Here is an 18,572-nt window from a genome sequence, read left to right on the forward strand (position 1 = left end):
TCGTATGGTTCCCTTTCACCCTCTCATCCTTCTATAGAGAATTAAAATTCATTTTACCTTCGTCGCTATCCGCGTTAATCCACAGTTGACATAACTGGTGTATAGTCGATGGATACTCACACTTATACTCAATCAGCAAAGGATGATCGCTTATATGGGAATCCATACGTACTTCAGGTCACTGAATGATCTCGAACGTATTATTCGTACACCTGGCAAATTCAAATTCGAAGAACACAGCGTCTCCGCTCATTCCTGGAAAGTGGTACAGTACGCCAAAACGCTTGCAGATATTGAGGAGCAGCATGGAGTCACCGTGGATTGGAAGAAGTTATACGAAATTACGAGCAGTCATGATTACGGTGAAATCTTCATCGGTGATATTAAAACACCAGTCAAACATTATTCATTGGAACTACGATCGATGCTGCAAAAGGTGGAAGAAGGCATGGTTGAACATTTTATTAACGAAAATATTCCTGAGGAGTTCCAGTCTATCTTCCGCAGACAGCTGCGTGAAGGCAAAGACCAATCGGTCGAAGGACTGATTCTGGAAGTCGCAGACAAAATGGATCAGGTATACGAAGCCTTTGCCGAACTCCAACGTGGAAATACGGAGAAAGAATTTATTGTCATGTACCGTTATGCCTTGGTCAAAATCAAAAATATCGACCTCCACTGTGTGCAGTATTTCCTGGAACAGATTCTCCCCGACATGATTGAAGAAGGTATTCGTTCCCCGTTTGATATTCGCAAAATAACCGAAGAAGCTCTGGCCCAGTAATCAGCTCAAGTCAACATGGTTCTCATCATCCATGGACAGGGCTTTTTTGCGTTCCAGCAATTGCAGTCGGTACTCGCTAGGGTACATGCCCGTTTTGTTTTTGAAGATCCGGCTAAAATAGTGGGAATCACTATACCCTACAGCTCCACCAATCGTCTTGATATCCATATTCTCATGGGTGACGAGCATGCGTTTCGCTTCATTCATTCGCAGACCTGTCATATATTTCAGCGGAGTCTCCCCCGTTACTTTCTTAAAACACTTCCCTAGATAGTCCACACTAAAATGCATCTGTCCCGCCATGTCCTGGAGTGTTATCTCATGCATGTAATTCTGCTTCAAATACAGCTTAACAGCCTCTGCGATATCCTCCGGCTTCACCTGCTCATCCAGCACGGCACTGACATGGGCAAGCGAATCCACAGCGCTCCCAAGCTTCAATTCCATCGCATCCAGCAGTGTGCGAAGCTGTTCTTCCGATAATGGTTTGAGCAGATAATCCTCCACCTTGTAACTGATCGCCTGCCGTGCATATTCAAATTCATGATAACCACTCAGAATGACAATTTTCACATGCGGATAGGCAAAGTACAGATGTTTGGCGAGTTCCAATCCATTCATCACCGGCATCTGTATATCCGTTATAACCAGATCAGGTACGGAATGTTCAATGAGCTGTAACGCTTCCTGACCGTTCCTCGCTTCACCAATCACCTCGAACCGGGTGTCCAGCTCTCTGAATTTGCGCGAGACATTCCGGCGAATTAGGGCCTCATCTTCCACAATAATCGTTCTATATTTGATTGGCATGGGTTAGTTATGCTCCTTTCCAATGGAACCACCTATTGTAATCTGGACACCGCCGGAAGGCTTGTTCGTAATCTGCATGCGGGCTGCCGGGCCATACCATAATTTCAATCGGACCCATATATTTTTGAGACCCATCCCGTTAATTTCGAGGTCAGGCATACGCTCCCACTCCTGCGATTGTTCGATGTAATGCATGATCTTGGCAAGTGCCTCGGGTTCCATGCCAGGCCCGTTGTCTTCCACATGGATCTGCCAGGTCTGCTGTACCGCATCCATATCTCCAGTAATATTCAGTTTCCACGGAGGGGTATCACCCAGTCCATATTTCATGGCATTTTCAAGTAGTGGTTGTACCATCAACATCGGAACATGGATATGCTGCATCTCTTCCGGAATATGAAACTCGTAGTGCAGATCATCTTCAAACCGAATCTTCATACACTCCAGATATCGCTCACAATAATCCAGTTCTTGAGACAGTGGAACCCCGTTTTTGCCGGGAGTAGAGATATAACGAAGCATGGACGCGATATGACCGCAGAACGCGACAATCTGCTCATTCATGCCTTCCTCCGCCATGATGCTGATATTCGTGATGTTGTTGTAGAGAAAATGCGGGTTCATCTGGGACTGCAGTGCGAGTAATCTCGCCTCTGTCTCCTGGGATTTCATCGCCAGTCTGTCCTGAAAAGATTGCACAAGCTGCTGATTCAGCCGAATAAACGTATCATTCAGCTCATCCATCTCCCGGATGGAACCCGGATGCTCCAACTTGAACAAATGCGCCGAATCCTGGCCTGATACCAGATCGTTCTCACCCGTTTTCTGAATAATGCGCTGCAAGCGATGCAGCGGCAAAGTGACCCTTTTGGAAATCAGATATGAGAGAACCAGAATCAGCATTAACGTAGCTAACGTGGCACCGATAAACATCACTGCCATCCGGTTGAGACTCGCGAAAAGGGACTGTTTGGACTGCATGACAACAACGGTCCACCCTGTCTCCTGTGACGTCATGTACGTCATCATCTGTTTGGAATGATTCAAAGGATCGGTGATCTCCTGCATCGTATCCGGTGGAAATGAAAGATTCTGAATCAAGTCCACATCATCGAAGTGGACTGCCTGAGAATTATCACCATCCGGTGAAAGTGGATACAGCCGTGTATTTTGCTCATCCATCACATAGATGCGAAGATTCTCGTTACTCGCCTGCAAATCATTCAAATGCTGGAACAGGGTTCCGGCATCCTGCAAAATTTCAACGACGCCCTGACTAACATAATTACCATCTTTGTATACCCGGGTAAGGGAAATGTAGGGTTGATCTGACTTCCCCTGACCTGTTGGCATGGGCAAAGCTCCCCCCTGTAACAACTGGATCACCCTCCAGCCACTCCGCTCCCAGGTTTCCTTGTACCACGGTCGCTGAGTCAGGTCTACCGATAGTTGACCGTTGAATGCCCCCGCTCCCAGCATCTTGCCGTTCACATCATAGATATTGGCCTGCTTGGCTGTATTGGAGCTGCTGATAATCGCCAGAATGACATCAATTAGTGTGGTTGTATCCTTATACAATGCCGGATCACTCGTCAGTGTCTGCTCACTCTCTTCCGCTGGTGCCAAGTAGTGACTGAAGTGTTCTTTTACCAGATTGGAATACACAATATTCATGGAAAAGTTGTTCATTTTTACGACTTCCTGATCCAGATTACTGACGATCGATACCCCCAGTTGTCTCTGCTGTTCTTCACTTCGATGACGAATGTCACTCGCAAGAAAAACATACAGAAGTCCTGCCACAATGAGGGAAAAGACAATAAATACCGCAGAGTAATAGGCAAACAGACTTTGCTGAAGCGTTCCAAATCGATACCGCAATCCCCACACACCTCGTCCTATGATGATATCTGTCACATCATTCGAAAATGTCCACCCAACAGAACGTTTTTGTCTATTGAGCGTATTCGCTGTTCACAGTAAAGTTATCCACATAAGAATACGCTTACATTAAGCGTTTCAGCAAGTGACAATTTTCTTTATATTTCGGGAGGTTCAATGATGAGAAAACGATTTATATTTTCGCTTGCAAGTGTGCTCCTGCTCTCCACTCTGCTGCTTGCCGGGTGCAACTCAGGTAAAAGTACGGAAGGTTCCGGTAAGGTTACACTTACGTTTGGAACTAGCCAATCCGGTATTCCACGTACAGGCATCATGCAGACGATGGCCAAGGAATATGAACAGGAGACCGGTGTCAAAATTGACTTTCAGGTCGTACCTGACGCACAGTGGCGTGACCTGATCAAGGTGAAGCTGGCCTCTGGCGAAGCACCTGACATTTTCAATGTCGATGTGGACCCACTGAGCATGCCGGCTAACGTAAGGCCGGAGGAAAATGCCATTGACCTGACCAATGAGGAATTCACAGGTCGGATGTCCGAAGAGATTTTGCCAACCGTCAGTCACAATGACAAGGTGTACGGGGTTTCTTTTGCGCCAACGAAAATCTGGTATGTGTACTATAACAAACGTATCTTCCAAGAGCTTGGTATAGAGCCTCCTACATCCTATGCCGAATTCAAGGCGATCAGCCAGAAAATTAAGGATAAAGACATTATTCCGTTCTATCAAGCACCCGCCAGCGGGTGGTATCAGGTTCTGCCTTTGTTCGAAACAGGGCCTAACTATGAGCAAACGGCAGCGGGAACCTACGAGAAACTAAACAACAATGAGATGAAAATCGCAGATATGACACAACTCAAGACGGTCATTGAACAGTTGAAAGAATTTGCGGATCTCGGCTATTTCGGCAAAGACTTCTTGTCCAATACGGTAGAAGCAGGAATTGAAGCGTTTGGTCAGGAGAAAGCAGCGATGTTGCTGCGGGTTCCAGGGACGGAAAAAGAAGTCTCTGAAGCGTACCCGGCAATGAAAGATAATATGGGGTTCTTCGTGATGCCGTGGGGAGATAATCAGACGATTGGTGTGAATCCGGGCGGTTCAGCTGCGATGTTCGGTAACAAAAACAGTAAACATCCCGAAGAAGTGCTGAAATTCTTCCGCTGGATTACCGAGCATGATCATCTGCAACGTGTGTTCGATGAAGGTGAAGGTAACCTGACCATTTGCTGGCCGGAAATCGAACCAAAGCTGACACAGGATTATATTGATTATGAGAAAAACCATGAAAAAGGTACGGTCATGCAGGCTGCTGTGAAATATATTGATCCACAATGGATGGATATTGGCAAAGACTTGTCGGGCATGTTCGCCGGAGCCATGACACCGGATCAGATTCTGCAAAACATTGATAAACGCCGTGCTGAACAAGCCAAAGTGCTGAAAGATGAGAAGTGGCAGTAACAGCGCATATTGCAGATAAACATAAACGCTGAACAGCGTTACATGCAGCGGGCATTTGCCCGCTCATGTATTTTGGCAGGAAGGAAAGGTGTTACCAGTTATGAATGCGAACAAAATCTATCCCTGGTATTTCTCATCTGGAGCAATAGTATTATATCTGCTGTTTATCGTCGCTCCCGCCCTGCTGGGCATCTATTATTCCTTCACCGACTGGAACAGTTATAGTTCGGAGAAGAACTTTATCGGTCTGGAGCATTTCCGTACCATTCTGGCGGGTGATCCTACCTATCTTCTTTTTATCAAAAATACCGTTCTGTTCACCCTCGTTACGTCCATTGCCAAGACTATTCTGGGTTTGTTTCTGGCTCTGCTCCTGGTCAGCGGTGTAAAGGCCGCCAATCTGCATCGGATGATCATTTTTTCCCCGCAGGTGCTGTCGTTTCTCATTGTTGGCCTTGTGTTCAAAAGTCTGCTTGACCCCAACAACGGGTTCGTTAACGTGACCTTGCGTTCCATGGGACTGGACGTTCTGGCCCAGAACTGGCTGGGCTCCTTGACCTGGGCCATGCCATCCATCATGGCAGTGGATACCTGGAAAGGCATGGGGTACATCATGGTGCTGTTCATCGCCGGACTGCTCGCGATTCCCCGCGATTATTACGAGGCAGCTTCCATTGATGGCGCCGGCTTCGGGCAGAAGCTGTTCCGAATTACCATTCCGATGCTGATGCCTACGATTACCATCGCCACGGTGCTTAATATTACATATGGGCTGAGAGTATTCGATGCCGTATACGTGCTAACCAATGGTGGCCCCGGTAACGCGACAGATGTCATTAACACCGCGGTCTATTCCTCTTTTGCTAAAGGATATTGGGGACTGGGGAGTGCGCTATCTACCATTCTGTTTGTCATCATGGCGATCATCTCCTTCTTCATCATTCGTTTGATGAATCGAAAGGTGGAATACTAACATGCGATTGAGAAAAAGACTCGCTTCCATCGGATTAAATGTAATCGCCTGGCTGCTTAGCCTGGTGGTCTTGATTCCTTTTGTCGTCATTGTACTGAATTCGTTCAAGTCGGACGCCGAGGCCAAAGTGCTTAAACTGACGCTGCCCGAGAAGTTTATCTTTGAAAATTACAAAATCGTCTATGAACAGGGACATTTGGGCGGTTCTTTTTTCAACAGTCTGCTGCACTCCGGGGCCTCTTCCCTGCTGCTGGTGTTTGTTGTGGCCTTCTCGGCCTTCACGTTATCCCGCAATCATTCGAGGCTCAGCAAGTTCCTGTATTTCTTCCTGATTCTTGGTATCACACTTCCGCTCAACTACATTCCGCTGATGGAAGTCATGAAGTCGATGGGCATGATCAATTCACATCTCGGCATGATTCTGCTGTATACGGCCATGGGCATTCCGATCTCGCTGTTCATTACGTATGCGTTTGTGTCCAACATCCCGAAGGAGCTGGATGAAGCCGCGATCATGGACGGATGTAACGGAATCAAGCTGTTCCTGAGAATTATTGTACCTCTGCTCACGTCCGTGCTGGTGACGGTATTTGTTCTTAATTTTCTGAGTATCTGGAACGAGTTCACCGCCCCACTCTATATGCTGAATACAGTCGAGATGTGGCCGATGACGCTTGCTGTATATAACTTCTTCGGACAATTCAGTGCCCAATGGAATCTGGTCAGCGCCGATATTGTGCTCACGTCATTGCCTGTGTTAATTGTGTTCCTGATTGGGCAAAAGTATATTGTAGGAGGACTAACTTCAGGGGCGGTGAAGGGGTAAAAGTTATAGTTGACAACAAATCCTTTTGTAACTATTATAGTTACAACGGTGGTGATCATCCCATGAGGCAAATCAGCAGTCGCTTTTCCATTGCGGTTCATACGCTGTCCCTGATCGCTGTTATGCCCAATGAATGTACCGGAGATGTAATCGCGCAGAGTGTGAATACAAATCCCGTGATTATTCGGCGGATCATGTCCAAGCTGAAACAGGCTGGTCTGATTGACGTCAGACCCGGTGTGGGCGGTGCTTCCCTGTTGAAAGATCCGGCACACATTACCCTGCTCGATGTATATCGAGCGCTTGAGGTCGTGGAGGATGGGGAATTGTTTAACTTTCACAAACATCCGAATCCGAAATGTCCGGTCGGCAACATGATTGAACACACCTTGCGTGCCGAACTCATTGAGGCTCAGACAGCCATGGAACAGCGCTTGAATCGTGTAACCATACAGCAGATGATGGATCAGATTCATGTCTCTGAATAAAAAAGCTCATTGTGAGCTTTTTTTAATCCTCTCGTTGTAATCACACCTGTTATAACATTTTTGATTACATCCATATGCAAGCAATAACCGTATACGACTATACGGCTTGAGTTAAGCAAGTTGTATCCAATCAACAACACATATCATAGGAGGAAAAGAAGATGAAAATTTTGGTTACTGGCGCAACAGGTCAATTGGGTTCACTGGTTGTAGAGGCATTGTTAAAAAACGATTCTGCCAAGGATTTGACTGTAAGTGTACGTAATCCAGAAAAAGCGGAAGCACTCCGCGCTCAAGGCGTTGACGTGCGTCAGGGTGATTTCGATCAACCGGAGACGTTGGAGAAAGCTTTTGCCGGTGTAGACCGTCTGTTGCTCATCTCCACCGATGGTGACAATGAAACGCGTATTCGCCAACATCAGGCTGCCGTGGACGCTGCCAAGAAAGCAGGCGTTGGATTCATCGCTTATACAAGCGTTGTGAATGCAGATCAAAACACCCTTTCCCTGGCGGAAGTTCACCGCGCTACAGAAAAAGCGATTCGTGAATCCGGCATTCCGTATTCCTTCCTGCGCAACAACTGGTACCTGGAAAATGAAGCAGGCAGTGTGCAAGCCGCTACGCAAGGCGCACCTTGGGTTCATGCCACCAATGACAGCCAAGTAGGCTGGGCTACCCGCAGTGACTATGCCCATGCTGCTGCAGCTGTACTCGCAGGCGAAGGACATGAGAACACCGTGTATGAATTGTCCGGCAAGCTGCGCACGCAAGCTGAACTGGCTGCCATTGTTGGTGAAGTGCTTGGACAGGAAATCAACGTGCAAAACGTGGACGATGCCGCTTACGCTGACATCATGAAAGGTGCAGGTCTACCAGACTTTGTCGTATCCATGCTCGTTGATATGCAAAGTGCTATTCGTGAAGGTGCATTGGCGGTAGAGAGTGATACATTAGAGAAATTGCTTGGCCGTCCGGCTCAGCCTCTTAGCGAAGGTATTAAAGCGATTGTAGGCAAGTAAGTTTTGGATATGAGAAAGGGACGCACCAACGAATGTTGGATGCGTCCCTTTTTGGTGTAGCTAACGATCAATACAATGATATACCCTTTGAACGAACGGATGACTGCACACTCAACCCATTCACTGCGACTGCAGCAATGCGATGTGGGTGTTTATCATGGCTTAAGAATATAACGTGCGGGAACATGATCGGCCAGCCAAATATTTTCGTTTCCATGATAAAAGAGGATTCCATCTATGAACGCTTGTGCAGCGTTGATTCTCAGAATGACAGGCTGATCATCACGTCTTCGACCCACCTGATTGGCCGTATCCATATCTGCAGACAGATGTACATATTGCCTTTGCCGCGGCTGTAAGCCATGTTCCATAATCGAATTCACAGCACGTGCGGGTGTCCCATGATAAAGGGTTTCCGGTGGCTCAGCAGCGATCTTGGATATCTTATGTGGCGTCGAATGTCCATACAATGCCCGGATGCGGCCAGAATGGATTTCATGTCTCTTTTTCTCCGAGGCTTGAATCATCTGCTCCAGATCGACTTGCGTGACTTCCTTCCACTGCGGACTTTCATGTAAAGCCACCAGCAATTGCGAGATTTCCACCCAACCCTCTTCGTCCAGCTCCAGCTCATACTCCCATGGTGCATGTCGCAGAGCGTATGAGAGTTCCTTGCTTAATTTCATCAGATCCATTGTGATCATCTCCCACATCTAATAAAACCGGTTATTTTACGATTGAACCGCTGTTAAAATCTCCTGTATGTTACGTTCCAATCCTTCATCGTCTTCCTGATTGAACTGGCGGTGTCCATCAATCCCACGTTGGATAATGGTATTCATCACCGGATGAACCTCACGATCGGAAGCCACCCGGATCAGATCATCGGCAAAATCAACCGCCTGCTGCTCACTGTAATTAAACGGTTTGATCAGCATACGAATGCTCAAGGCATGGGCCTGTGGCTCCGCCAGCTGATCCCGATGAGTGATGCCATACACCGCGCCAAAACCAAAAGCAGCCATTACCTGACGCTCCAGTTCACTCGTTTGTTCCAAAGGGGTGCCAATCAGCTCACACATTTTGTCCACCATCTGCTCCAGTTCGTTTGCCGCCGCACCGAGAATTACATCATTAATATCATCAGCGTTAATAAATTCAGTCATATTGGTTTTCTCCATTTCTGCACCGTATTTGATCCATTCTCTTAAACTCTATGAAAACATTGTATCGGAGTTGGGGTATTCGTTTCAAATTCTCTTCTGGCTGCTCTTGCCAAAACAAAGCATCTTAATAATTAACATCACTTCCCGTGTCATGTTCTTAGAAAAGCGTTAACTTCACTAATTCCATTTTATTAAACTCCCATTTTACATCTGTGAAAGAACATCAAATTTTAGCTTCCTATTTATTAGTAATTTTTAACTATTCCAACTTTATTAAAGGTGTTACTATTATCCTATAAAAAAATATTAGGAGTGATTTTATGGCTAAAAAAGCTATTTCTTTTTTTGCAATTATTTCGTTTTTAATTTTAACAACCGTGAGCCATGTAGCTGCTGCCCCTCTTACTTATTCTATCTTTTTTAATCAAGTTAAGCTTGATGTCATCCCTATTAACTACAAAGGGAAACTCTATTTCGATGCGAAACAGGTTTTTAAATCTGCCCAATATAAGTATTATTTTGATACTAAAGAAAAAACATATATTATAGATAAAGCTTACAATACAGGTCAAAAAACAATTCGTTTCAAAACTGGAGAAAAAAAATATACTTTAAACTCTGAAAAACACACAACAACAGAACCTCCTATTTACATTAATAATAAGACACTAATTACTCCTCTTTTCTTTTCTGAAGTTACAGAAGAAAAACTTTCAATTACTGAATCCAAGAAAATTATCAATTTCGGGAATTATGATATGGCCAGCGTCGGGAATATAAAAGGTGTTCTTATTTGGCAGTACAATAAATACATAGGAACTAAGCCCGATGTAAATGCTAAAATTGTTCTGATTCCAAGAGACATACCAAAATACTCTAGAATTCACGACACAATTTTCGGAATTACGTTCTCTTCAAAAGGTACTAATGGAATCTTCACCGCTAAAGCTGACGGTTATGGTTCTTATAACATTGATAATGTTCCTGCTGGAAGGTATTTTTTATTATTTTCATCTAAGAACACCAACAGTGATATGACAATTGGAGAGTATGATCAAAAAAGACTCGAGCCTTTGTTTGGAGTTCCAACATGGGAAAATATAGTTTTAAATCTGAAATTGAACAAATATGAACTCAGAGAGATTGAGATTTTGAAAGATCACACCCTAACGGAAAGTCACGATTTTGGATACACCAATTTTTAACGGGGCACCTCTCTGAAAATATAAAAAACAAGCCCGCTCGCCCCGGATGAGAGGGTACGAACTGGCTTGTTTATGTTTTACACCTATTTAACGGCTATGCTCTCATTGATGCGTCTCTACTTTATGAACATAGGTGATGACTGCTTACGCCGTTTCATGTTGCTTTTTCGACTCCACTTCATAGACCTGCGTATGTTCATTCTCGGCTAAAGACCATTCCACTGTACCTGGCTTGCGCACTTTCCACACCCAGGCTTGAACTCGCAGCGAGCTTCTGACCCAGGCCAGGGAAGCACAGCGTTTCTCGGAACGAACCGTCAGCCCCCAATGAATAACACGAGCGAGCCAAGGATTCACATACTCATTATGTGAACGAACAGATGGCAATTCATCCTGGAACAACCGCTGTTTCACGTCCATAGGGGGTTGCCCGCAAGTCCAATAATGGAGCAGAGCCGCCAAACTATAGATGTCCGACATTGGTCCCTGACTGGATTTCTCCGAATAGAACTCCAGCGGAGAATAACCTGCCGAGGTAAATATCACCTGTTTCTCTCCGGATTGCATAGGCCAACGGGTAGCTGAGCCGAAGTCCAGAAGCTTGGGTGTACCGTCCTCCATGACCATAATGTTGGAAGGTTTCACATCCCGGTGAAGAATGCCTTGCTTATGTATGTAATCCAATGTATCCACCAGTGGAAGTAGCGTCTCCGTTATGAAGGCGGCATCAAGCGCATGATTGTGTTCATTCAAATACTCGGTCAATGTGATTCCCGTGCAATATTCCATAACCAGATACCCTGTATCATTCGCTTCAAAATGATCCAAATACGACACAATATGAGGATGATCCAGTTTCGATAACAATTCACCTTCGAGCAGAAATGCAGCCAGTAACTCCTGATATTGCCCACCGTATCCTCGTGAAGAGCAGAACACCTTACGCTTGTCTGCCTGACGTTCAGCCAGTCTCTGTGGGAAAAATTCCTTAATGGCTATCTTGGCCCCCGTGTTACGATCTCGCCCTGCATATACAATAGCCAACTCACTGCTGGCCAATACCTGTCTTACCTGATATGTATCATTTATAATCACATTGCGTTGCAATGCCATTTTGCAATTGTCTTTTCTCATAACAGACCTCTTTTCAACCTTGTCGATCGGAAGGACTTTCCGCGTAAATGCATCATTTGGTTCAACCAGTTAGCAATTCATCGCCAACCATATATATAAACCAAATGATGCAATTTGAAACACCTTAACGCGAAATATTTAAATATAAATGATATCAAGCCTTCTACGATCTACTGCTAATCCTTATCTACACTATTCTATAGAAGATAAAGATTCTCGTATATACAGTATCGACAAATGGTTGTAATTACTTTATTAAACTAGAGAAAAACATTTCTCAGCCTTCTATTGCAGCTTTATTTAATAATTTTTCTGTAAAAAACGCCCGATTTCCTCGTTCATCTGCACCAATACGTCCTGTGAAGGAAAATGTCCTGTATCATATTTGATGGCTTGCACATTCGCGATAATCTTTTGAGCACGTTCAATGCACTTATCCGCAGGGAAAAATACATCCTTCTCCCCCACCAATAACAGGGTTGGAGACGTATAGTTAACCAGTTCTTCCCGCTCTGCGAGTTTGGGCAGATCCTGATCTATACTGACGTATTTGAAAAGTTTGCCGATAATGTTTTTATCCATTTCTTTCATGCAGTTGCACGACATGGTGTCCGTAATTTTTTGCAAAGAAGATGGTGAAGACGTCATACGATACTTGACGAGCGGCAGCGTGATATCCTGAGCTGTTTTGATTTTGGAGTTGACCGCAAGACCCGCAGGAGCAACCAACACGGCACACGAGATGCGTTCCGGGATATAGGTAGCCAGTCTGAGAATGATGCCTCCTCCAAACGATGGGCCGATAAACGCACTCTTTTCAATCTCATAGTGGTCAAGCAGATCCGACACCCACAATGCCAAACTATCAAATCGTGTCGAGATGCTCGCTTCCTCACTATAACCAGGATGACCAATCGTATCAGGAGCAATAATCCGGTATTCTTTAAATAAAGAAGAGAACCATGACAATGTCATCGGATTCACACAGTTACCGCCTTGGAGAATAAATAACGGCTTGCCATCCAGAGGACCGGTCAGTAGAACATGCGTCTTTCCAAAACGTGTCTCTACATACTCCCGAGTAAATTCCTCACCCAACTCGTTCAAATAAATCTCATACTCTTCAAGTATGCTGCTCTTGCCTTCTTCACTTCTATAAATGGAACTCATGTCTGCCTCCTGCAATATATACTCAAAATAACTGATTCTAGCAAATGGACTTGCTAACCAATGGACCAAAAAGATAAAGAGGGCCTGCAGATGACAGGCTCCTCCATATGTTTAACTAATCATATTCAGATGATTATAGAGCGGAAACTGGAAATTGTAAATAACGATTCTAATAGACCAGAAATAAAGGAGGCATCCTTTGTATAAATCAATTTCAAAACTCTCTAAAAATGGATTTCTGTAACTAGATATAGACAATTTGAACCGCAATGATCTATATCTAGCCTGGATTGAAGCAGCTAAAGGTATTATGAGATTGATACGGACAAATCGTTATTTCCGGCCGTAATCGGCCTTGATTTCGCCCCACTGCTTCGTCTGCCATTTCAATACTTTATTGCTGTACGTATTCGTCTGTAGCCAGTGCTCCGCACGGTCGATCATCAGCCAGATCTCTTCCGTGGAGTTGTCTCTTGGTAACGTCGTGGCTACTTTTTTCTGCTTCAGCCATTTCATGGCATTGACCGAGTCGGTATATACCGTTTTGGTACTGCCTTCTTTTTTCAGATGGGCAAGGGCATGTACAATGGCCAGGAATTCGCCCAGATTGTTCGTGCCTTTGGAGATAGGTCCAACAGAGAAAATAATCTCACCGGTGCGGGTGTCTACCCCTTTGTATTCTACAGGTCCGGGGTTACCACGTGTGCCCACATCAACAGAGATACTGTCATAATCCACTTCTTCCGACGTTTCCATGCCTGCGCTTCTTCCGCTACCCGTTGACTTCTTCTTCGACGCTCCGCCGGCACTTGAACCCCAGTTCCCTTTCCATCCGGCACGATACGCTTCTTCTGCGGCCGTTTTCGATTCATACGATTTATATTTAGCTCCGGTATACTGATCCGTCTGCGCTTTGCATTCTGCCCATGTACCGTACACGCCTGGCTTCTTGCCTTCCCAGACAACATAGTATTTCTGTTTTGCCACGTTGACCCGCTCCTTTGTTTACTTCATCAATACCCTATTGTAAACGATCGGGAGGGGTGAATGAAAGTTAAGTTGTTCGTCCAAGCTAAGCAATACGATACATGAACTGGTACAGAAAGGAATACAACCAATGGACTGGATATGGAAATCCATCTTGCTTGTACTGATTGGCATGATTCTGCTACGGATAGCCGGACGTAAATCCATCTCGCAAATGAGTGTAGCCACGACGGTCATTATTATCTCGATAGGAACAACGATCGTGCAGCCAATTGCGAATCATGAGTTAGGCAAAGCAATCGGGTCAGCGGCGGTATTTATCCTCATGCTTCTGATCGTTGAACAATTACAGTTGAAGTTTAATTGGTTTGAAACATTGATGAGCGGAAAATCCAAGGTTGTCGTGGAAGATGGGAAGTTGAATCTATCGAATTTGAAACATATGCGCTTTTCCGTGGACCAATTGGAGATGCAGTTGCGGGAAAAAGGGATTACAAGTATTACCGATCTGGAAACAGCCACGATGGAACCAAACGGGCAACTCGGTTATGTGCTCAAACGGCACGCACGTCCAGTAACCATAGGCGATTTGGAAGCACTCCTAAAGCAAGGTACGTGGCCCACGGAATCCAAAGGACTGTTCCAGGAGGTCATCCAGGATGGACACTCTCGTCCGCTGGACTCCAAACTTGAATAACTACCACCTGTCCCTCGTGACAAAAGAAAAAGAAAAGGCTGTCTCAAAAGGAATTCCGCCTCGTTCCAATGGCTAACGAACCTACCGCACCAGATCTGGGCAAATGGGAGCGAATAGCGTGTGTCAGGTTCATTAAAACAACATAACACAGCAAAGAGGATGTCCCCCGTCATAATCATGACTTATGGGACATCCTCTTCCTTTTTCAGCTTATGTGTGAATTAATCGCCTCCCTCGTACCATAGCTCCAGCGGCAGACCGACAAGAGACTTGCCAATCCACTCTCTGGCGATGTTGTTGGAGGGACCCATGGCGATGCCTGCACGCGCGTCACGGAAGAGTCGTTCAAACACGCCTTTTTTATAACCATAACCTCCGGTAACATCCAGCGCTGCTTTGGTCGCTTTATTCGCGACTTCGGCAGCATGAATTTTGAATTCAACCAGCGGCAGGAACAGCTCAACTTGCGGTCTCCCCTGTGCCTGAAGTTCGTCCAGCTGCCGCGCAAGTGATAACTGCCAAGGCTTCAGGCTGGAGATTAGCACCTTCACTTCAGCCAACTGCTGGCGGATAATCTGGTAATCGGCTAAGCGCTTGTTAAAATCCCGATGGACCATGCCCTTCACATATTCAGATGCAGCCTCAAGTGCCGCCTCCGCAACTCCAAGCCAGGTCGAGCCCAGTCCGATCAGATATACGGGAGATACACCACTCTCCAGAATTTCGCGACCCTGCCCCTCGGTTCCGAGCTTATCCCGAGCTGCAATTCGGACGCCTTCATATTTAATGGGTCCGCTGTGATTACCACGAACACCGAGCGCATCCCACACGCCGGAAGTAATGCCTTCCAGTTGACCATCGACAAGGAAGAAACTCACATCTGTCGGGGTTTGCGCTCCTGGCGTGCGAGTCTGGGTCACATAAAAATCAGCCTGTCCCGAGCTTGTCGTGAACGACTTTTCGGCATTGAGAATATAATCCTCACCGTCTCGGGAAGCCTCGCTGAAATTAAACCACCAGTGACCTCCCGAAGCACGCTCACTTGTGGAATATGTGCCGATAGCGCCATGACGTACCGGCTTCAGCCAGCGCTCCTTCTGATCCTCATTTCCATAGAGGGCAATCGTCTGAACAGCTCCAATATGCATGACATACACCAGGGAAGTCGAAGGGCATCCCTTGGCAATTTCTTCTGCTGCAATCGCAAAGGCCACATGATCCAGGCCGCGTCCACCGAAGCGCTCGGGAATCAGCACCCCATTCCATCCAGCCTCAGCAAGGGCGGACAGATTCTCACGCGGGAAACGGCCCTCACGGTCAATCAGCTCAGCATGTGGTTTAATGACTTCGTCGACAATCCCCCGAATTTCAACTCTCAATTGCTCATAGTCTGGCTGGGTGTGAATGGTATTTGCTTCAATACTCATTGCGTCATCTCTCCTCTGATTCGAATAGTGATATATCCCTCAATAACAGTGATACAGATATGCCAATCCATTCCGTGTATTGATGATCGATCGTTTGATCAGGTAGCCGCTACCCGGCTTAGCGCAGCCTCCTTCTCTCTAACCAGCGGGATCACCTTCTCACCGAAGGCCTGAATATCCTCATCGTAATGAAGAAAGCCAGTAAGAATGAGATTTACTCCAACCTTTTTCAATGCAATGATGCGGTCTGCCACCTGCTCCGGTGTACCAATCAAGCCGGTTTTGAACCCGTCATTATATTGCACCAGGTCGTCGAAATTGGAATTCGCCCACATGCCCTCCTGTTCAGGTGAAGCTTTGCCTGCAAATTGAACCTGACTGCGGAAGCCCTCCACGGCCTCGGGGTCAGCATGCAGAATAATCTGGCGTAGCACTTCCAATGCTTCTTCTTCCGTATCCCTCACGATGACAAAAGCATTGACTCCGAATTGCAGCTTACGGTTGTAGGACGCAGCCCGCCCGGTCACATCCTCGATCTGGGTACGGAAGCCTTCGATGTTATTCCCGTTCATGAAATACCAATCCGAGACTCGTGCAGCCATGTCGCGTGCAGCCGCCGAATTTCCTCCCTGGAACACAGGGGGGAGGGAAACCGGTTTGGGTTTGTGTGGGGCTTCATGAATACGGTAAAAGTCTCCCTGGTGATTGGCTTTTTCTTGCGTCCACAGCTCCTTCAGCACACGGATGAATTCTTCCGAGCGCCGATAACGCTCATTATGATCCAGCCACGGTTCTCCAAATCCCTGAAACTCTCCCTTGAACCAGCCGCTGACAATATTTACGGCAGCTCGTCCCTTGCTGATATGATCAATCGTCGTGATCGCTTTCGCTACAGGACCGGGGTGCCATAATCCAGGCAATATGGCTGCGATCAGTTTCAAGCGATCGGTAACCACAGCCAGTGCGGAGGCAAGAGCAATGGCTTCCAGTTGATTTTCAGCCCCATAGCTGGCCATAAATCTGGTTTGCAATAACGCATAATCAAAGCCCACATCTTCTGCGATCTTGGCATACCTCGCGTTATCCTCATATGACCAGCCTGTTTTTTGCGGGATGTTGGAGATCACCAGACCCCCACTTACATTAGGAACCCAATAAGCGAATTGCATGGACATATTGAACCACCTCTTCAATGGAATGATGTATAGGCAAGGGCCAAGGCCCTATCTACCGGAGTGGAATGCAACTAAAAAAGACACCTACAACCTATAAGTTTGAGGTGCCTTTAGTTCGTCTAATCGGCAAGAACGTATGATGTTTTCAATGGAGATATCGTAAAAAGCAGACAGCATCATTTGGAAGCCGCAGGCGCTTTTACCATATGATCAGGAATGTTATTATTGGCGATGATCTCGCCAAATGGGCTAATAAACGAGCGCTCGCCGTTGTCGCCATATTGCGCATAATTGAGCTTCGGAAACAACAGCTCAGCAGTACGATAGGCTTCTTCCAAATGCGGGTATCCCGACATAATGAAGGTCTCAATCCCCAGTGCCTCGTACTCCCTCATTCTAGCTGCAACCTGGTCAGGATCACCTACAAGCGCTGTACCTGCACCGCCTCTGACCAGTCCAATGCCTGCCCACAGATTTGGGCTGATCTCCAGATTGGAACGCTCCCCATTATGCAGTCTCGCCATTCGCTGTTGACCAACGGAATCCATGCGAGCATAGATCTTCTGGGCAGAAGCAATCGTCTCTTCATCCAGATGAGCGATCAGGTCATTCGCGGCCTGCCAGGCCTCCTCTGCGGTTGGACGAACGATCACATGAAGCCGGATGCCGAAGCGCAGACTTCTTCCCTTTTTGGCAGCAAGATCTCGCATTCGGTTGATCTTGGCCTCTACCTGGTCAGGTGGCTCACCCCAAGTCAGGTATACGTCTACATGCTCGGCAGCCACCTCCATGGCAGCATCAGAGGAGCCTCCAAAATAAAGCGGAGGATAAGGCTTCTGAATGGTCGGATACAGAACCGATCCACCGTTGACCTTTAAATATTTGCCCTCAAAATCGACTTCTTCGCCCGCCAGCTCCTTGCGCCATATGGTTAGAAATTCATCCGTCAATGCGTAACGTTCATCGTGATTCAGGAACACCCCGTCTCCCTCAAGCTCGATCGGGTCCCCTCCGGCTACGACATTGATCAATAGTCTTCCTTTGGAGAAGCGATCCAGTGTACTCGCCATTCGTGCCGCCGTGGTCGGAAGCATCAGGCCCGGACGTGCAGCGACCAAAAACTTCAGCTTGTCCGTTACCGACACCAGCGAGGAAGCAACGACCCAGGCGTCTTCACATGATTTTCCCGTAGGCAGCAGCGCCCCGGCAAACCCAAGCTCATCTGCAGCTTGCGCAACCTGCTTGCAATAATGATAGGTCACTGCCCTTGCACCTTCTCGGGTGCCCAGAAATCTTCCATCCCCATGTGTCGGGATAAACCAGAACAATTCCATTTTTCTCTCTCCTC

18 protein-coding genes are annotated in these 18,572 nt (G+C 46.5%); 8 read left to right on the forward strand and 10 right to left on the reverse strand.

Annotated features, from left to right (window positions below):
- Positions 1 to 154: 154 nt before the first annotated feature.
- The gene (locus AB4111_RS17110) at positions 155 to 784 is read left to right on the forward strand and encodes a YfbR-like 5'-deoxynucleotidase (protein ID WP_442032473.1); all 630 of its coding nucleotides are present in this window, start codon (positions 155 to 157) and stop codon (positions 782 to 784) included.
- On the opposite strand, the gene AB4111_RS17115 is transcribed toward AB4111_RS17110, so the two are convergent.
- Together AB4111_RS17115 and AB4111_RS17120 are read right to left on the reverse strand one after the other, a co-directional pair.
- A complete protein-coding gene (locus tag AB4111_RS17115) occupies positions 785 to 1,594 on the reverse strand; it encodes a response regulator transcription factor (RefSeq protein WP_442032474.1) in 810 nt (269 codons plus the stop codon).
- 3 nt (positions 1,595 to 1,597) lie between these two features.
- Positions 1,598 to 3,475: a sensor histidine kinase gene (locus AB4111_RS17120; protein WP_442032475.1), complete on the reverse strand. Its 1,878-nt coding sequence runs from the start codon at positions 3,473 to 3,475 to the stop codon at positions 1,598 to 1,600.
- A gap of 177 nt (positions 3,476 to 3,652) precedes the next feature.
- On the opposite strand from AB4111_RS17120, the gene AB4111_RS17125 reads away from it, so the two are divergent.
- From AB4111_RS17125 to AB4111_RS17145, 5 genes are all read left to right on the forward strand, one after another.
- Complete coding sequence (locus AB4111_RS17125) at positions 3,653 to 4,957, forward strand: ABC transporter substrate-binding protein (protein ID WP_253439493.1); 1,305 nt, start codon at positions 3,653 to 3,655, stop codon at positions 4,955 to 4,957.
- A 100-nt stretch (positions 4,958 to 5,057) separates the two neighbouring features.
- The gene (locus AB4111_RS17130; protein ID WP_210108947.1) at positions 5,058 to 5,930 is read left to right on the forward strand and encodes a carbohydrate ABC transporter permease; all 873 of its coding nucleotides are present in this window, start codon (positions 5,058 to 5,060) and stop codon (positions 5,928 to 5,930) included.
- A 1-nt stretch (position 5,931) separates the two neighbouring features.
- On the forward strand, positions 5,932 to 6,756 hold the full coding sequence (locus tag AB4111_RS17135; protein ID WP_442032476.1) for a carbohydrate ABC transporter permease: 825 nt from the start codon (positions 5,932 to 5,934) through the stop codon (positions 6,754 to 6,756).
- A gap of 62 nt (positions 6,757 to 6,818) precedes the next feature.
- Positions 6,819 to 7,244, forward strand: a complete 426-nt coding sequence (locus AB4111_RS17140; protein WP_442032477.1) for an Rrf2 family transcriptional regulator — start codon at positions 6,819 to 6,821, stop codon at positions 7,242 to 7,244.
- A 161-nt stretch (positions 7,245 to 7,405) separates the two neighbouring features.
- Entirely contained in the window at positions 7,406 to 8,263 is an 858-nt protein-coding gene (locus AB4111_RS17145; protein WP_442032478.1) for an SDR family oxidoreductase, read from the forward strand.
- Between the two features lie 155 nt (positions 8,264 to 8,418).
- Here the strand turns inward: AB4111_RS17145 and AB4111_RS17150 are convergent, their stop codons facing one another.
- The gene (locus AB4111_RS17150; protein ID WP_442032479.1) at positions 8,419 to 8,958 is read right to left on the reverse strand and encodes an RNA 2'-phosphotransferase; all 540 of its coding nucleotides are present in this window, start codon (positions 8,956 to 8,958) and stop codon (positions 8,419 to 8,421) included.
- Positions 8,959 to 8,994: 36 nt separating this feature from the next.
- A complete protein-coding gene (gene imm48, locus AB4111_RS17155; RefSeq protein WP_442032480.1) occupies positions 8,995 to 9,429 on the reverse strand; it encodes an Imm48 family immunity protein in 435 nt (144 codons plus the stop codon).
- Positions 9,430 to 9,749: 320 nt separating this feature from the next.
- Here imm48 and AB4111_RS17160 point away from each other — a divergent pair, with 320 nt between their 5' ends.
- A complete protein-coding gene (locus AB4111_RS17160; RefSeq protein WP_442032481.1) occupies positions 9,750 to 10,634 on the forward strand; it encodes a stalk domain-containing protein in 885 nt (294 codons plus the stop codon).
- 144 nt (positions 10,635 to 10,778) lie between these two features.
- Here the strand turns inward: AB4111_RS17160 and AB4111_RS17165 are convergent, their stop codons facing one another.
- The 3 genes from AB4111_RS17165 to rnhA all read right to left on the reverse strand — a co-directional run bounded on the left by AB4111_RS17165 (position 10,779) and on the right by rnhA (position 13,925).
- Positions 10,779 to 11,768 (reverse strand): serine/threonine protein kinase, encoded by a 990-nt coding sequence (locus AB4111_RS17165; RefSeq protein WP_442032482.1) that lies wholly within the window; start codon positions 11,766 to 11,768, stop codon positions 10,779 to 10,781.
- A 300-nt stretch (positions 11,769 to 12,068) separates the two neighbouring features.
- A complete protein-coding gene (locus AB4111_RS17170) occupies positions 12,069 to 12,938 on the reverse strand; it encodes an alpha/beta fold hydrolase (RefSeq protein WP_442032483.1) in 870 nt (289 codons plus the stop codon).
- 333 nt (positions 12,939 to 13,271) lie between these two features.
- Entirely contained in the window at positions 13,272 to 13,925 is a 654-nt protein-coding gene (rnhA, locus tag AB4111_RS17175; protein WP_253439519.1) for a ribonuclease H, read from the reverse strand.
- Positions 13,926 to 14,055: 130 nt separating this feature from the next.
- Between rnhA and AB4111_RS17180 the strand changes: the two genes are divergently transcribed.
- On the forward strand, positions 14,056 to 14,622 hold the full coding sequence (locus AB4111_RS17180) for a DUF421 domain-containing protein (RefSeq protein WP_442032484.1): 567 nt from the start codon (positions 14,056 to 14,058) through the stop codon (positions 14,620 to 14,622).
- 221 nt (positions 14,623 to 14,843) lie between these two features.
- Here the strand turns inward: AB4111_RS17180 and AB4111_RS17185 are convergent, their stop codons facing one another.
- The 3 genes from AB4111_RS17185 to ssuD all read right to left on the reverse strand — a co-directional run bounded on the left by AB4111_RS17185 (position 14,844) and on the right by ssuD (position 18,558).
- Positions 14,844 to 16,049: an acyl-CoA dehydrogenase family protein gene (locus AB4111_RS17185; protein ID WP_442032485.1), complete on the reverse strand. Its 1,206-nt coding sequence runs from the start codon at positions 16,047 to 16,049 to the stop codon at positions 14,844 to 14,846.
- A gap of 98 nt (positions 16,050 to 16,147) precedes the next feature.
- Positions 16,148 to 17,224 carry a dimethylsulfone monooxygenase SfnG gene (sfnG, locus tag AB4111_RS17190; RefSeq protein WP_442032486.1) on the reverse strand — a complete coding sequence of 359 codons (1,077 nt, stop codon included), beginning with the start codon at positions 17,222 to 17,224 and terminating at the stop codon, positions 16,148 to 16,150.
- A 176-nt stretch (positions 17,225 to 17,400) separates the two neighbouring features.
- A complete protein-coding gene (ssuD, locus tag AB4111_RS17195) occupies positions 17,401 to 18,558 on the reverse strand; it encodes an FMNH2-dependent alkanesulfonate monooxygenase (protein WP_442032487.1) in 1,158 nt (385 codons plus the stop codon).
- Between the last annotated feature and the right edge of the window lie 14 nt (positions 18,559 to 18,572).

Source organism: Paenibacillus sp. 2KB_22 (assembly GCF_052115745.1).
In the GTDB taxonomy this organism is placed as follows: domain Bacteria; phylum Bacillota; class Bacilli; order Paenibacillales; family Paenibacillaceae; genus Paenibacillus.

What these genes read in the sequence shown, in the direction of transcription:
- AB4111_RS17110 (WP_442032473.1), top strand. Translation starts at nt 155, where the DNA reads ATGGGAATCCATACGTACTTCAGGTCACTGAATGATCTCGAACGTATT.
- AB4111_RS17115 (WP_442032474.1), bottom strand. Translation starts at nt 1,594, where the DNA reads ATGCCAATCAAATATAGAACGATTATTGTGGAAGATGAGGCCCTAATT.
- AB4111_RS17125 (WP_253439493.1), top strand. Translation starts at nt 3,653, where the DNA reads ATGATGAGAAAACGATTTATATTTTCGCTTGCAAGTGTGCTCCTGCTC.
- AB4111_RS17130 (WP_210108947.1), top strand. Translation starts at nt 5,058, where the DNA reads ATGAATGCGAACAAAATCTATCCCTGGTATTTCTCATCTGGAGCAATA.
- AB4111_RS17135 (WP_442032476.1), top strand. Translation starts at nt 5,932, where the DNA reads ATGCGATTGAGAAAAAGACTCGCTTCCATCGGATTAAATGTAATCGCC.
- AB4111_RS17140 (WP_442032477.1), top strand. Translation starts at nt 6,819, where the DNA reads ATGAGGCAAATCAGCAGTCGCTTTTCCATTGCGGTTCATACGCTGTCC.
- AB4111_RS17145 (WP_442032478.1), top strand. Translation starts at nt 7,406, where the DNA reads ATGAAAATTTTGGTTACTGGCGCAACAGGTCAATTGGGTTCACTGGTT.
- AB4111_RS17150 (WP_442032479.1), bottom strand. Translation starts at nt 8,958, where the DNA reads ATGGATCTGATGAAATTAAGCAAGGAACTCTCATACGCTCTGCGACAT.
- imm48 (WP_442032480.1), bottom strand. Translation starts at nt 9,429, where the DNA reads ATGACTGAATTTATTAACGCTGATGATATTAATGATGTAATTCTCGGT.
- AB4111_RS17160 (WP_442032481.1), top strand. Translation starts at nt 9,750, where the DNA reads ATGGCTAAAAAAGCTATTTCTTTTTTTGCAATTATTTCGTTTTTAATT.
- AB4111_RS17165 (WP_442032482.1), bottom strand. Translation starts at nt 11,768, where the DNA reads ATGAGAAAAGACAATTGCAAAATGGCATTGCAACGCAATGTGATTATA.
- AB4111_RS17170 (WP_442032483.1), bottom strand. Translation starts at nt 12,938, where the DNA reads ATGAGTTCCATTTATAGAAGTGAAGAAGGCAAGAGCAGCATACTTGAA.
- AB4111_RS17180 (WP_442032484.1), top strand. Translation starts at nt 14,056, where the DNA reads ATGGACTGGATATGGAAATCCATCTTGCTTGTACTGATTGGCATGATT.
- AB4111_RS17185 (WP_442032485.1), bottom strand. Translation starts at nt 16,049, where the DNA reads ATGAGTATTGAAGCAAATACCATTCACACCCAGCCAGACTATGAGCAA.
- sfnG (WP_442032486.1), bottom strand. Translation starts at nt 17,224, where the DNA reads ATGTCCATGCAATTCGCTTATTGGGTTCCTAATGTAAGTGGGGGTCTG.
- ssuD (WP_442032487.1), bottom strand. Translation starts at nt 18,558, where the DNA reads ATGGAATTGTTCTGGTTTATCCCGACACATGGGGATGGAAGATTTCTG.